At 48.7% G+C, this 15,182-nt stretch carries 10 protein-coding genes and 4 pseudogenes; 5 read left to right on the top strand and 9 right to left on the bottom strand.

Going from position 1 to position 15,182, the window contains the following annotated elements; all coding sequences use genetic code 11:
• Positions 1–125 precede the first annotated feature (125 nt).
• The gene (locus RVY89_RS20255) at positions 126–3,137 is read left to right on the top strand and encodes an autotransporter outer membrane beta-barrel domain-containing protein (RefSeq protein ID WP_484826287.1); all 3,012 of its coding nucleotides are present in this window, start codon (positions 126–128) and stop codon (positions 3,135–3,137) included.
• A gap of 453 nt (positions 3,138–3,590) precedes the next feature.
• Here RVY89_RS20255 and RVY89_RS20250 read toward each other — a convergent pair.
• Both RVY89_RS20250 and tnpB read right to left on the bottom strand, forming a co-directional pair.
• Positions 3,591–4,112, bottom strand: a pseudogene (locus tag RVY89_RS20250) (transposase); the annotation flags it as partial.
• A gap of 138 nt (positions 4,113–4,250) precedes the next feature.
• Positions 4,251–4,548 (bottom strand): annotated as a pseudogene (gene tnpB, locus RVY89_RS20245) (IS66 family insertion sequence element accessory protein TnpB).
• Positions 4,549–4,820: 272 nt separating this feature from the next.
• On the opposite strand from tnpB, the pseudogene RVY89_RS20240 reads away from it, so the two are divergent.
• Positions 4,821–4,913 (top strand): annotated as a pseudogene (locus RVY89_RS20240) (IS3 family transposase); the annotation flags it as partial.
• A gap of 148 nt (positions 4,914–5,061) precedes the next feature.
• On the opposite strand, the gene RVY89_RS20235 reads toward RVY89_RS20240, so the two are convergent.
• Complete coding sequence (locus RVY89_RS20235; protein ID WP_484826286.1) at positions 5,062–8,031, bottom strand: S8 family serine peptidase; 2,970 nt, start codon at positions 8,029–8,031, stop codon at positions 5,062–5,064.
• 107 nt (positions 8,032–8,138) lie between these two features.
• On the opposite strand from RVY89_RS20235, the gene RVY89_RS20230 reads away from it, so the two are divergent.
• Entirely contained in the window at positions 8,139–8,390 is a 252-nt protein-coding gene (locus RVY89_RS20230; RefSeq protein ID WP_484826285.1) for a DUF6685 family protein, read from the top strand.
• A gap of 43 nt (positions 8,391–8,433) precedes the next feature.
• On the opposite strand, the gene RVY89_RS20225 is transcribed toward RVY89_RS20230, so the two are convergent.
• The 3 genes and pseudogenes from RVY89_RS20225 to RVY89_RS20215 all read right to left on the bottom strand — a co-directional run bounded on the left by RVY89_RS20225 (position 8,434) and on the right by RVY89_RS20215 (position 11,427).
• Positions 8,434–8,850 (bottom strand): hypothetical protein, encoded by a 417-nt coding sequence (locus RVY89_RS20225; RefSeq protein ID WP_484826284.1) that lies wholly within the window; start codon positions 8,848–8,850, stop codon positions 8,434–8,436.
• 298 nt (positions 8,851–9,148) lie between these two features.
• Positions 9,149–10,183: a hypothetical protein gene (locus RVY89_RS20220; protein WP_484826283.1), complete on the bottom strand. Its 1,035-nt coding sequence runs from the start codon at positions 10,181–10,183 to the stop codon at positions 9,149–9,151.
• A 255-nt stretch (positions 10,184–10,438) separates the two neighbouring features.
• A pseudogene (locus RVY89_RS20215) lies at positions 10,439–11,427 on the bottom strand (IS3 family transposase).
• A gap of 251 nt (positions 11,428–11,678) precedes the next feature.
• On the opposite strand from RVY89_RS20215, the gene RVY89_RS20210 reads away from it, so the two are divergent.
• Both RVY89_RS20210 and RVY89_RS20205 read left to right on the top strand, forming a co-directional pair.
• The gene (locus RVY89_RS20210; protein ID WP_484826282.1) at positions 11,679–12,359 is read left to right on the top strand and encodes a hypothetical protein; all 681 of its coding nucleotides are present in this window, start codon (positions 11,679–11,681) and stop codon (positions 12,357–12,359) included.
• Between the two features lie 13 nt (positions 12,360–12,372).
• Complete coding sequence (locus RVY89_RS20205) at positions 12,373–12,984, top strand: hypothetical protein (protein ID WP_484826281.1); 612 nt, start codon at positions 12,373–12,375, stop codon at positions 12,982–12,984.
• 43 nt (positions 12,985–13,027) lie between these two features.
• Here RVY89_RS20205 and RVY89_RS20200 read toward each other — a convergent pair whose 3' ends face one another.
• From RVY89_RS20200 to RVY89_RS20190, 3 genes are read right to left on the bottom strand one after another with little or no spacing between them, the layout of a single operon-like run.
• A complete protein-coding gene (locus RVY89_RS20200; protein ID WP_484826280.1) occupies positions 13,028–13,570 on the bottom strand; it encodes a response regulator transcription factor in 543 nt (180 codons plus the stop codon).
• Between the two features lie 28 nt (positions 13,571–13,598).
• Positions 13,599–14,156 (bottom strand): fimbrial protein, encoded by a 558-nt coding sequence (locus RVY89_RS20195; protein WP_484826279.1) that lies wholly within the window; start codon positions 14,154–14,156, stop codon positions 13,599–13,601.
• Positions 14,156–15,169, bottom strand: a complete 1,014-nt coding sequence (locus RVY89_RS20190; RefSeq protein WP_484826278.1) for a fimbrial protein — start codon at positions 15,167–15,169, stop codon at positions 14,156–14,158. The genes RVY89_RS20195 and RVY89_RS20190 overlap by 1 nt, the downstream gene beginning before the upstream one ends.
• Between the last annotated feature and the right edge of the window lie 13 nt (positions 15,170–15,182).

Raw genomic sequence — 15,182 nt, 5'->3', positions numbered from 1 at the left:
TTTTGAAACAATATTCACATTGTTTGCAATTTCTTGTTTTTTTAATCAAATTAAATTTAATTTAATCATTCTAAATCACGCGGTTATCTGCTCGTTGAGCGTTAGCATTTTAATCAAAATCATTTTTGCTAAATTTCCACACATTCATTTTTCATCTTTTTTCTCACCAATACTCTTATTTTAAATACACTGCGCAACAAATTGTTACCCGCAAGAATGTTTTGTTTCTTTTATATCAGCATCAAATAGAGAATATTGTTATGAACTATATAAAGAGAAGTGCAATTTCGGCCCTAGTCTGTAGTGCTATTTATCCGGCCACGGCGTTTTCCGCTGTGACTGATACGCCATTCATCCCTGAAGACATTCTCGATACGATTTCAGGCCAAACGATTAACGACGGTATAGTTTTGTCAGGGGATGACTCTCTGACCATCAACCAGGGATCGGTCATCACCAATACAGTCCATGATGACCGGGCTATCATTTTCAACAATGCCAGTGGTGCGACATTGACAATTGATAACTCCACAGTAGAAGGTGGGGCCCGTAATGGTATCAAGGAGCTCACTATTGATACCAACAGCCATAACATCATCAATATTCAGAATAGCTCAACGATTAAGGGTAACTACGGTGTGGTACTGGGCGGTGATGGCTCAAGTGTGAATATTATGGGGGGATCGACTGTCACAGGTGACAAATACTATGGTGTTGATTTTGAGGGAAATAATGAATCTGTTCTGGTTGACGGGGAAGGTACTCTTGTTGCCGGCGCGCAGTCAGGGATTTATGCTGTTGGGGCTGATTACAGCACCATTACTGTCAGCAACGGGGCACATGTTGAAGGCTGGAATCAGAACGGCATTGAATCCGAGGGGCTGAACAAAGTTATCAACGTCACCGGTAATGCATCGGTGCAGGGAAGTGATACAGTGGGATCGGGCATCAAAAGTAGTGGCGATAACGCGCAAATCATCGTTGATCACTCAACGGTAACAGGCGCAGAAGATGGCATTGTAGCCAGCGGTAATGGCGACATTCTTATGGTCAGAAACGGAAGCTCTGTGACAGGCGGTGGTAATGGTATTGCAGCCGACGGTAACTACAATACTATTACAGTAAGCCGTGGCAGCGCCGTGAGTGCTACCGCCAGCGACTCAGCAGCCATCAGCAGCAGTGGCGATGCCAACACCATCAATATTACAGGAACAGATACTGTTGTATCAGGCGTAGGTGTTGGTATCCGTGTTGATGGAAGTCGTTCATCAGTAGTCATTTCTGATGGAGGAACTGTTGACGCAAATGAGGCTGTAACAATGAGTGGAAATGATACGAATGTTGCAGTGTCAGGCGGTAAAATTATGGCTGATAGCGGATATGCTTTCAGTGATTCGGGACTAAATAACCGGATGACTATCTCTGAAGACTCGGCTCTCACCAGTAATTTCATTGTTTTTGGTGTGAATGAGGGTAACGGCGGCAAGAGTATTATTAATATCAATGATTCTTCAGCAACAGGCCCAACCCTGCTGGTCGTCGGCAATGGTGCATCTGTTGACTTTACATCCGAGAACTCGGTGTTGCAGGGAAATATTGATATGCATATGTTTGCAAATTCTTCAGACATTATAATGAACAACACCACATGGACCGGTACGCTAAGCGACCATCTACAGAAAGCTACGCTAAGTTTAAATAATGGCAGCACCTGGAACAATTCCGGCTCCGGGGAGACCTCTTTCGGCACACTAAATCTTGCAGGTGGTAGCACTGTTAACATGACTGGTGGGGATATCACCATCAGTACCCTGACAGATTCAGTACCTTCAGAGAGTAAACCCACGAAAGGTCAATATGCTACCGACCAGGCCGGAACTATTTTGTCAGGCCTGACCCCTGACCAGGGGAGGGCCTACACTCTGACTGCTGGCGAAGCATCGGGGAGTTTTAATGCGGGTCTTTCTTCATCCGCCAGTGGCGCTGCAGGAGACCTGACCGGAAATGTCATTGTCTATGTGGGTGACGGCACCGCAGCAACGTTCACGGGGCTGCTTACTGATGCCGGGGCGTATCGGTACCAGGCCACTGAAATGAAAAATGATGACGGCTCCACCGATGTTATCCTTGTTGCTGTTGACGGTACCATCATGACCATTGCCAACCAAGGGACTCCGGGTAACCCAGGCAAGCCATCTCATCCAACCCTTTCTACCGGCGCCCAGGCCGTTGTGGATTCACGGGCCGCAGCCACCAACCTGTGGCGCGATGAGGATGATGCCCTTAACCTGCGTATGGACAACGAACGCCGCACCGGCATCGCACAGGACATCGCCGGTGTCTGGGGCAGTTACTACGGCGGCAGCCACCGCCAGCTGATGGACGGTGCAAGCTCTGCCTATGACCAGACCACCCACGGGGCTATGCTGGGTGCCGACACCCGTATCACCACTGACAGCGGTAACTGGCTCTTCGGCGGTGCCCTGATGCGCGGTACCTCTGACATGAACGTGCATGATGTCGGTGATGTGGGCGGCAGACTCGACAGCTACGGGGCCTCTGCCTATGCGTCATATCGCATGAACAACGGCCTCTTTGTGGATACCACAGTGAAGGCCTCCCGTCTGAAGAACAGCGTGGACGTCACCTCTGTGGACGGTGGACGCTCAAATGGCCACTATCGTACGAATGCTGTGGGCGGCTCAGTGAAGGCGGGCTATCACTGGGCACAGAGCGAACATCTGTATGTGGAGCCGTATGCGAAAGTCTCCTACCAGCACTACAGTGGGGTGGACTACGCTCTGTCTAATGGCCTGCACGCAAAGGACAGCGGCTACAGCTCTCTTCGGGCTGAAGGTGGCGTGAACGTGGGTACCGCATTCAGCTTTAACAACGGCACTCAGGTGAAACCGTACATCCATCTGGCTGCGGAGAAGGAGCTGAAGGACAGCAACAGCATGGACATCAACGGTGTGCGTATTGATGACAGCGTGGGTGGTACCCGCGGGATTGTCGGGGCGGGTGTGGATGCGAAGCTGACGAAATCCCTGGGGGTGTATGCAGGCGCGAACTATGCGAAGGGTCACAATCAGGAAGACCCGTGGCAGCTGAATGCCGGGCTGAGCTATACCTGGTAAGCGCTGACCTAGCTGCAGTGAAATGAAATCCGGGCTCATGGTTATCATGGGCCCTTTTTGCTGGAAATAAAGTTCGGCTGTGGCCGTATGCTCCGGTGAGCTAATGGAGAAGAAACTGGAGATAAAGATACCGCCCGGTTATCTACCTCACCCCTGCCATCGTCTGCCAGTCGTTCAGTGCATATGCAAACATCGTTGACAATGCTGAGTGTCGCGACGGAGCTATTATCTGGACTGACTCCACGACAGTAGACAAATTCCGTCCTCACGACGAGGTCAGTTCGAAGGCCTCCGGACTGACGCCGCCGAGATGACTGTGGCGCCGGGCCCGGTTGTAGAACACATCGATTTAATCGAAGATACCGGGGGGGCCCCTATAAAGTTGTCAAGCATGTTTATGATGCCGCAGGGATATAAACGCATCATGGCGAACAGAACGTCACAGCGGCGTCATGCCAATCCGATAAGTGCCTGATTATGTTGCTTTCCCTGGCTCATTTTACGTGTGTAGTAAGCTCTGGATAGCGGATCTCTGAGCGCGGCGAAGGCGGACAAGAACAGCGCCCGTTTGAGGGTTTTATTGCCCCGTCTTGACGGATGTTCGCCACGTATCGACGAGCCGGAGCGCCGGGTTACCGGTGCAAGGCCAGCATAAGCAGCGAGATGTGCGGCAGAAGCGAAGGTGCGACAGGAAACCTCCGTGAGGAGTCTGGCTGCGGTCCTGACACCGACTCCGGGCATGCTGGTCAGGACCGGGTAAAAAGGACCCGCAGTGCTACCTCAAGGGCAACCTCGTCTCTTTGCTTACGCAGTGTGATGAGCTGGAGAGCCTGCCGCGGGAGGAGCATCCGTGCCGGGAACAACGACGGTTTGCTCTGTCAGTGCCTGTGTGATGTCAGTAGTAAGGCGCTTTCCCAGACGGGGGGCGAGTTTGCTGAGCTGGGTTGCCAGTTTTTTCTCTTCAGAGCGGGCCAGCGCCGAACGCAGGAACGACTCAGTCTTTGCAACGAGGCTGAGCTGGCTGTCTTTCTGGCGAAGCGCGTCTTCCAGCACGGTGATACGGGCGAGATAGTCCTGACTCATGGCCTCATTTATAATGCGCTCATGTTCTTTTTACAACATTGTCAGTGAGTTAAGGCGTGCTGTTTTGGGCTGACGCCAGTCCAGCTTATCGAGGAGCATGGCAAGTTGTGAGCGGGTGATAGCGATTTTGCCATCGCGTATAGCAGGCCAGATGAACTGACCTTCTTCCAGCCGTTTGGTAAACAGACACAGGCCATCCGCATCAGCCCAGAGGATCTTCACTGTGTCACCTTTTAGGCCACGAGAGATAAACAACATGACCGGAGAATGGATTTTCATCAAGTGCATGCTGAACCAGCTCGCCCAGACCATTGAACGATTTACGCATATCCGTGACGCCAGCAACCAGCCAGATACGGGTGCCCGACAGGGGGATATCATTGGCTTCTCCCGGTCAGCCCAAGCAATAGCACAGCATGCGACTCCGGCGAAATATTATCGAGGCTTATTTTACCGTGGCGGAACTCAACGCTGCAGGAGGAGACGTTCAACGGACACTGCCCGGAACCGGTATCTGATATTGCCGGGGCAGGTACGATCTCCACAGGCAGCAGTGACAGCTCTGAAGACGAGGTGATGGTCGCAGGCAGGTGACGTAATATCCACTACTACAACAACGAACGAATCAAGCTAAAACTAAACGGCCTGAGTCCGGTACAATACCGAACCCAGGCCATGTCAGCCGCCAGTTAAGAAAGTGTCCAATATATGGGGTTCACTTCACTCTGAGGCGGTTTTTTTGTGGGTATATGGATAAGAGTTCGTCTGCCGGCAGGTGGAGTCGCAACACCTGGGTACTATTCCTGATGTTCCCGTCCGCTACTGCAGCCCATCAATGCCGTTATGCCGTTACCTGATAGAACGCAGGGAGGCCCTCCGGCAACTCTCCGGATTGGGTGAAAATAGCCGGTCTTATTTTCAGGTGGCCGGGCTGCAACGCTTCCGTCCTGACTGTAATGATCGGTCCCTGGTTAAATTCACAGAGAAAATACACCGCCTCCCCCTCATCGTAGGAGGCCACCACGGCTGATGCGGTACTCTGAACAACATCGTCCCTCTCTGCCGACAGGGTGATGACATGGATGGCATCGTTTCCGCTCAGAGAAATCGTATCTCCACTGGCTTCATACACGGCGGCAATCAGTACCCTGGCTGGCGGCTGTATCAGGTACCCCACAATGTCACTCGCCATAAAGGGAATATCCCCTCTCTGTAAAGTGGTACGGAGCATGATCCCACCACCGGCAAAAGGCGCCACATGCACGGCAGAATCCAGTACCATAATAAGTGAGCCCTGGCTGATATCGTCCTCGGTCAGGGTCTGGCTGATCACAGGAAGTGCCGTGACGGACGATGCGCTGTCAAACCCCCGGCAGTCGAGCGTCAGCGTGTCACCTGCCCTCATGGTGTTATCCGTCAGGATCCTAACCACCTGATTCTGGTTCAGGTCCGTAATAGTATTCCAGGGTAAAGGCACTGACGGTACGGCCAGCGTCATTGTACCGTTGCCGATGGACAGGACAAGCTCCCCGCTCCGGCGGCCATTCACCTCATAAAATACCCGGGCCGTCCCACCCGCGAAGGGTGACAGGAGCGATGAGCCGAATACAATGAATGTCAGGGATCCGTTGTCAACTGACACCAGAGCACCATTCATATAACCCTGCTCAGCCCCGCTGACATCAACAGACTGCCAGGTCAGCGTGACGTCATTGTCTGCACTGAACCCCAGATAGGGCACCTCAATATGCACGGTGCCAGTGAGCGGGGCTATCGTAAGTCCTTTCGCTTCTGTCACCCGAGGTGGAGGCAGCACGGGAAGTCCGGTGAGTGGACCCAGCGTTACAGCAACCGTGGACGATTTGCCTCCGGCCGAACAGGTAAACAGGACAAGTGGCATGCCGGAGGCCGAAATTGAATACAGGTCCGTCACGGGAATGTTGAGTGTGGCCACACCAGCGGGCACTTCATCCCGGGTGACGACGTGGGTCAGCTCATAAAATCCTGCAGATGGATTGCCGTATGACAGGGTGATGTTTTCCCCGGCATAGAGTCCCGTGTGACTGATGTCAGCATGGGCAAAATAATCTGTCAGGATATCCAGGCTGAGGATACCGTTTTCCGCTTCTCGAATAACAGGAGGAGGCATATCGTCTGGCAGGCTGTGCCAGACACAGGCCGCATACACATCGGGCCGGGTGCCAATCCCGGCATCCCGGGCCTCACGATATCCGGTGGCCGTAATCAACTCACGCATATCCCGGTAATTGAGATTAAGGCCCCGGGCCAGGGCTTCCGACTGCACCAGCGCCAGCGCCCCGGCACACAGGGGAGTTGCCGCAGAAGTGCCACCAAAGCTGTAATTGTAACTGCGCAGGTTTGGCAGTTCCGGATCGTCCCACATCGAACCGATCCCGGTGGTAACCACATCAGTCCCCCACGAATTATACAGGCTGGTCGCATGGCCATAATTCGATTCACCTAATATTGATCCGTCAGGATTACATCCGCCCACCAGAGTACACCCGCTGTCCCCGTAATCGATCATGACATCCGCAAGGTTAGCTCCGTTGTTCCCCGCCGCTGTAACCGAAATAACGCCAGCTCCTGACAGGGCGTGAAGTTTATCCCAGTATGATTTGACTGCAGTTATGGGGGCCTGAATACCATTGTAAATAAAACCCATGTTTACACTGACTATATCACCCGGCAAGGCATGCTCAATCACGCTGTCCAGCCCGTCGGTATTATAGGAGAAGCACTGACTGTTGTAGGCCACGCCGGTGACGCCAAACGTGTTTTCTGTCGCTCCTATTATACCAACTGAGCACGTGCCATGACCAGGGGACAAGGTGGAGTTGCTGATGACAAGGATATTGGCGAGATCTTCATGTTCCGCATAAATGCCAAAATCGATATGGTGAACGGAAGCGCCACGTCCGTTGATGCCGAGCTCCTGCCAGGCACGGCGAACGTTCATCCCGTGGGTCATGCCGATACCGTCCAGATATGTCTGAATATGACTAAAATCCGGTGTTTCACCAGAAGCTGAGAGGGATACAGCATTCTTCTGGAGGAGCTGAATGTCTTCTGTTACCGCATGACGCATGTCCGGAGTGACAGAGCAATAGGCCACGTAATCTAGGCTTTCGAGCTCTGTGGCAATGGAGATAAGCTCCGGAGGAGTGAGCGGTAATACATCAGTGCCTTCGGTACGATACAGATAGCGGAACCGGGAATACGCCGGTTGATTCGTTACCGCAGAAGTAAAAACGGGCACGAAACTGAGCTGGGTCCGGTAACGCTCGTACAGCGGAAGGTAGGATGCACCTTCCTGGTTAAGTAAATCCAGTTTGTCACCTTCAAGGCGAAGTTCGAGGTAATAATGCGGTACGTTATCAAAAAGAGTATGGTTGCCTTTAAAACTCGGCGGAAGGGGTAAGGAAGCTGATTGCGCAACAACAGGACCAACAGAGATGGGCGCAGACTCGAATGTGCGAGTTGAACCGTCTTTCAGGGTGATACAAACCTGTGCATAGAAGGTGCTGTTGCTGAAACCGGTAAACTGGGTGTAATAACGCTCGGAACGGCAGTTTGCAATCATTTGATTATCGCGTAACAGGGCGAAATCATAGTAAAGGGCATCGGAAGTATGGGTGACACGACAATGAATGAAACCATCATAATGCCTGGATGTATAAATAATGAGCTCAGGGAACATAATAAACCTCATAATTAGCAATGCAATTAATAATTTCAACACAATGATATTAAAGATTGAAATAAAAATGGCTACTATCGATATGTACATGGTAACTATTAATAATAGTTAAAAATAAACTTCAATTTTATTTTTTAGCAGAAAAGCAATATAAATTATAATCATTTTCATGATTGCGCTCATTTGAGCGAGAATGGATGTGTATAATTCATCCCCCTGTTGAACTCTTCGGCAGCTTTTTCGACGCCATGTACGCCTTTGAGTGTCCGTTTAGTAATTCTGATTTGCCGCATCATATGCATGATACGGAGACATCAGGTGTTGCTCTCAAACTCGTCTGGCTTAAACGTAGCCACCCCAGAGTCAGTGCTGTTGCTGATGTACTTTCCGCTGCGGGTTTCCATGATTTTGGTAAATCACCTGACGCTACTGGAAACACAAACAACTGAAAAGCATCCCGATAAAGTACTTAAATCCGGCAGAGTTTATCTCTTACGGGCCAATCATGATGGGTCTACTCACCTCAAACCGCAACAGGTGCATGTTTCCAATTTCTACAAAATATTTGCCCCCGGCACGAGTATCATAGGCGTAGTTAAAATATACGTTCGCCATCATTCTGCATTGCATTCGAGCTTTCTTCAATTCAGCATAATTTTCTTCGGAAATCTCTTTTAGTACACTTCGGCGCGTACTTACCAGCTGTACAAAATCAGTTTCATGAGTATGTGGCCAAGTTGAGTATCCTGGTAATAGATATCCCCGAGCAAGTCGTCGATTAATTTCGCGGGCCTCCTTCAATAGGTCTTTAACAAGAAGTGCAGGGGCTATTTTTACTGGGCGACGTTCAAAGCCGCGTAAAGATTCCTGATAAGCAAACTCTAGACCATTAAAAATATCAAATAACAAAGCCGTACTGAGTGCGTCTCTATGCGCGATAATCTAAGCTCATTCATTGTTTTCCCTCTGGGTATTGGACCACAGCTCTCTTAATAAATACCGCACGCTAGCTACTAGTAGTGTCAAAGAGCACCGACACGAGGAACATCAGCAAGGTTTCAGGAAAGATGAATGGGCGGCAAATCAAGCCCATTCCCCGGAGGGGGGCATGGGCTGGCTAAAGTGTAGTGGTATTAGGATCGGTTATTTAGCAGCCCAACACTGAACTATCTCAAGTGAGACAGTTCAGTGTATGTAATTATAATCTTTACGAAGCAAGTAGCTTCATATTTCTAATGTCCATGTTTTTGATTCCCCATGTTGAAAAACCAACTGGAACCAAATCAAAATCAAATGCGTAAACAAAAGTATAACTTTGCAACTCCCATACACCCAATGTAGGCGTTACCAGGCTATTTTCGCCAATACCAGCAGCGCCAGCTGTAGTCATTCCGAGTTGGATTTGGTTTACATTACTTGGGGATGAATAAAATTCATTAGCCTTTGCTTCAAATGAGAGCGTGTATTTCTTCCCCTTTTCTAATGTCATTGATTGGTGTAATCCAAGATGACCATTCGCTTGATTGAGTGAAAAGTTAGTATATTCGGGGTAATAAGCAACATGCTGGTCAACTCCAGTATCAAACCACATATCTGCGTTATATTTCATTTCAGGATTGTAGAAAAGATTTTCATCTGCTGACGCCGATATAATTTTTGTTTCTGCGATAGCTTTTTCCCCATAACGCCCAGTACCTGTAACGTAAAGAATACGATTCCCCTTGAAACCATACGGAAGTGTGAATTTAAATTCACCCGTCGCTTCAGGTGTTTGTTTTGAAAGATTAACGTAGTCCCCACCTAAAGTAAACTCTCCTTCATTTAAGTACACATCCGAAATTTTTGAGCAAAAACCGCTTAGTTCAGGGGAAGAGCTAACCATCTCTGATGGAGAGTCAATTTTTAAATAGTCTGAAAGAATATAATTCAGTTTATCATTACTGACTTCAATCAAGCAGCTTTCAAATGTTGTGATATCAGCAACCATAATATAAGTGGAAATAATTTCATTGTGCTCACTTGTTAGCTGATTTAAATCGATATGAAAGCCGATGGTTTGGTTGTCATACTTAAAAGCAGAACCTAGGAGCATGTTATTTGAAGAATTAGTGTTATACAGCAAGCTGGCGATATATTGTTCCGGCACTGGGTTAGTGATCAGTACATCCATCAAACCATTCCCTAAAGTCACAATATCGGAGATTTCAGTGCTAAATTCAAAGCAACTTTCTTTAAAATTCATGTTATTTCCTTTTTTAACGATTGAGTAACCACTTAGTATTTACACACTGAACCTTTCGCATTACACATTCAATTTCAAAAATGATAGCTCGCATTATATTATTTGGTTGGAAAAATTCTTTTTGCCTTTGAACGCATCTAAGGATAAGTTAGCGAGAAGATGACCAGAAAACAGTTTATACTGAATGAGGGTGACCTGCCCTTTGGATTAGATACAACCTTCAGTTAGTAATGTCAGAATGTCAGTTTAATTACCTTAAAATTTTTCATTTCTCCACCGTGCTGCAAACTCTGATGGTATCTGATAATTCAGTGCTGAATGTGGGCGGTACTCGTTGTAATCCTGCCGCCAGTCATTCATTATTATCCGGGCATGAAGAATATCGCTGAACCCGTGCTCATTCTGACATTCATCGCGAAATCGTCCGTTTAAACTCTCAATAAATCGGTTCTGTGTGGGCTTGCCCGACTGGATTAAGCGCAACTCAACATCATGTTCAAAGGTCCATTAATCCAGTGCGCGACCAGTGAACTCCGGCCCCAGGTTAGTTCTTATCGCCGCCGGGTAGCCTCGAAACAGAGCAATGCTGTCCAGAATTCGCGTGACCTGAACGCCTGAAATCCCGTATGCGATGGGAATTGTCAGACACTCCTTCGTGAAGTCGCCCACACAGGTCAGGCGCTTGTTCCTGCGACCGGTAGTCAGCGCGTCCGTGACGAAATCCATCGACCAGGTCAGGTTGGGTGCCACCGGGCAGAGTAGCGGCAGACGTTCTGTTGCCAGCCTTTACGACATCGCCCGCGCTTACTCCCTGTCCGCTCAGATAACAAAGGCGGTAGACGCACTTGTGATTAACATGCAGGCCTTCACGGCGCAGTAACTGCCAGATGCAGCGGTAGCCAAAACGCCTGCAGGCACGACGTTGCGAAAGACCAGTTGCATCACACATAAACTCAACGGTTTCCCGCCAGTGGTCTGTCGTCAGTACTTTCGCCCCAGAGTCACCTGAAGCACCTCCTTCTCCAGCATAGCTTAGGCAAGCAGCTTCTTGAGTCTGGCGTTCTCTTCCTGATGCGACTTCAGTCACTTAACCTCGGGCACATCCTTACCGACATACCTCTTACGCCTGGTGTAAAAAGTGGCGTCGGAAATGGCGTGCTTACGGCTGAACTCCGGGCAGAGACCCCGACTTCAGCCTCGCGGAGGAGACTGATGATCTGTTCAGCGGAAAAACGCTTTTTCATGGGAATGTCCTCATGCGACTTATGAAGACATTAATGACATTGCGGTGTATTAATCAACGGGGAGGGGGGAGCAGGTCAATTACAGCTAATTGTATGAAGAATAATTTAATAACAGAAGACAGTGCACGGCAAATACCCAGCGTGCTCTCTGAATTATATCACTGGCATGGCAATTTTTAGTGTTGAAAAATATGCCATCGAGCCATATTTTATGGCTAATAATATTCCTCCCTATGTAGTGGACAACGACGATGATAATTGTTTCAGTTCTGAGATCAGGCCCGGAATATCAACCCGGCCATGCACGGTGGCTTCATCGACAGCTGAACGACTATGATACGGTCTGCATAACGGACTGTCAGAACATACCCGGAGTCAGGACAACACCGCTGCTTTATGACTTTCCGGCCTGGTGGTCAAAATTAGAGGTATTCAATCCGGACCATCCCTGTCTCGGAAAAGAGGATTTACTCCTGCTTGATATTGATACCGTTGTTATGGGCGATTTGACACCCTTTTTTAAGCAGCCCTGTATGACTACGCTTACCGATTTTTATCATGAGCAGTCACCTCTTCGTCCTGTAGGCAGTGCTGTAATGTACATCCCGGCAGACATTAAGACATATATCTGGACGACGTTCATGGCATCCCCGCCTGAATGGATAAACCGCAGGCAACAGCCGCCCTTCCATGGCGACCAGGGCTTCCTTGCTTCAATACTCTCCCCGGCCAGATGGCAGGATGTGCTTCCCGGCGCGGCTGTAAGCTATAAAAAGGATATTGCCAGTCAGGGTATGCCCGGCTGGCATCCGCAACGCTCACAGGGGAATGGCGATATCCCCGCTGGCGCCCGACTTGTCTGCTTTCACGGAAAACCGCGTCCGTGGGATACCGGACTTGAATGGGTTCCGACTTTTGATGGCATACTTTAAGGAGAGATGCCTCATGAATCACGGTAATGTAAAGCCATCCGAAAGAAGAGCCATTATTGTCGCATCCGGGCCATCAGCATCAAACTTTTCCCCTCCCCCCGACACGACGATTATTGCAGTTAACGGAGCCATTGAATGGCTGTCGCATGCTGACTACTTTTTTACACTGGATCCTTCTGCTGCAAACCTCAAACGCCTGTCGCACCGGCGAAGTGGTGTCAGATATTGCGTTGCGGGCTTTCAGGCTGAAGACGCGCAGATCTTTGAAAGAGTCTGCCAGTTGAATACACCTGAACCCACAGAGACCTTATCACCAGAATGGTGGATGTGGAGATTAAAAGCTGTCCCGGGGTTATGTAGCACACCCGGAAAAATTCACACAGGAAATAGCGCCTGGGGAGCGTTGGGCCTGGCATATCACCTCGGCATGAATCATGTTGCACTTATCGGCGTGGATGCAACAGATGAACCACGAATAGAAGGAGGAAACAGCAAATGCCTTTCACACTTACCACTATTGTTTGCATCCGCCAGATCGCAAATTAACGTTGTTTCTCTGGGAAAGCTTAATTCCGTACCGCAGTACCAGCTGCATGACTGGCTGGAGATAACGACGCCAGCGTAAAACATCCATGTCAGAATTACAGGCACGATGATTGTCATACTGGTTAATGCATTCTGTATTCACTCAGCAGATGAAAAAATTTCTTGGCTCCTCGCTTATGTGCAATCCGCATTCTGTGCGCATAAATTGTTTTCTCACTGCAGTTCAGGTGGTTTGCAATTTTCTCGACCGACCATTGTTTCATTAATAGCGCAAAAATCTGGCGCTCCCTGGGGGAGAGAGGCACAGGAGTGAATGCTCTGTAACTACTGTAGTCTGAAAAAATTAAATCATTCAGGTTTCTTTTCACTTTTCTGACCGGTCCTGAGATATCAACCACAGGACCGAACTGAGCAAAGCGCGCACTCTCTTTTATTGAAAATGACAGAATTGCAATTGGATCATCCCTTAAAAAACTGGCAGCGATATTCCCGGATAGCCTGTCATCAATCAAATATAAGACATCATCAGATTTCGACTTTGATACAAACGGAACATCATTGCCGGTTGTAACTACGAATTTAAAAACCCCCAACTCCTTTATAACAGCAATCAACGCAGAGGCAAGAAACATGTCATCAGTCAGTATATTCAGTACATTTGGCATGAAGGTCACTCGTCAGCTATGTTTGGTATTACTCATACAATACGGTGAATGTTGCATCCGCATTCGCGCTTCCGGGAGAGACAGAATCAGTGACAACGACATAATCAGCATAGAATCTAAGTAAAGCATTGCCCTCACTGTCTGTTTTGCTTTGTATGCCCGGAGGCCCTAGTGGGATGCGATTGTGTTCGCCATCCTGAATTTCTATTGCCACACCCGATGCCGTACTGTCCTTAGTCAGAGCGAGTAAAGTGTTATCAGCCGGGCTTCCGTCCCCCGTAAACACAGTTGTTAACATGCCAACGGGGCATCCGGTTAAAGCCAGCGAAAATGCGACAGGCATTGACGTATCACCTGTCTTATTTAACTGCTTCGTCGCCCAGTTACCAAGGTCCACGGTTTTATTTTTATCTTCAGCGCTGATATTACAGGTTGGTGCAATGACGGTCCCATAGACATTCATTTCCTGAATACTTCCAGCCCCCAATGCATTCCTGCCTGAAAACAAAAACAGCGTTAGAAAACATAGCAACAGTCCGCTGGAAACCTCGCGTGCTATGCTGTGATTAAGCTGGTGAAGGCGCATTATTCGAAATCCACTCTGAGATAGCCTCGTGACGAAAACTTCCCTTCTGCAGGTCGATTGCCCGTCATACTCACTGGATAAACAGAAATCATTGCTACTGTATTTCCATCTTGATCCGGAGACATAATCTCAGCAACACTGCTCATATCATTTGGCACCAGTATTTTTTGGGACGACGCTTCCTTAACAACAATACCGATATCATTATTATTGGTCAGCAACTTATCACCCTGCGCATTTTCGCTCAGCAGACGTATGGATATAAGCGTCGAGGTACTTATTGTCCCGCCCTGACAATGAACTGGAATCATTTTCCTCACTGGTCCCGGACCCGCTGGCATATTTCCGGCACCCGCACTGCTAAATGCAGCAGCAGAATAATTTCCTAAATCAACATCAATAACCTGTCCGGCATTTATCTCACAGTTCTCCGGAACATCAATGTGTCCAACAAGTCGGTACTGCATTTCGACGCCTCCCTGAGGTTCCCCCTTAAGCGCGTTTGCGCCTTTTTGGTAAACTATCGGGGTCGAAATATCCATCGTTCCTATAAATCGCTTACGTATCCTTACTCGCATTACGCTTCCCCCGCCACCGGTTTTAGTTAAAACATTACAAACTTCCTTCGCAACGGAAGCGGTATGCTGAAAATTATCATAGGGTATCCATCTTGGATTCTTCGAATCTCCAGCCAGAACAGCAATGCTAATATAGTCATTAACAATACCGTATGTAGTCCCGCTGATATCCTCGGTAGGAAGACTAAATGCAGTCCAGTCATAGGTAGATATTGAAGATTCTCCAGGAGCACAGAAACACATCGCAGGGAGAGAGTTAACCACACTGGATATTGGTATATCTTTTGTCAATCCATCAACGTTGTCACCAGGGTTAGCAAAAGATGGTGATATATTAACAACGCCCTCAGAAACCTCTCCGGTTGGATGACCATCGACATCTACAATAACGCAAGGGCCTGCCGTTGCCGAAAAAGAATAAAGTAAAGCCATCATAAATATGCAGCCT

Source organism: Enterobacter sp. 3U4, assembly GCF_057224565.1.
Note: the sequence above shows the minus strand (reverse complement) of the source record. Positions and strands in the feature narration are given on the sequence as shown.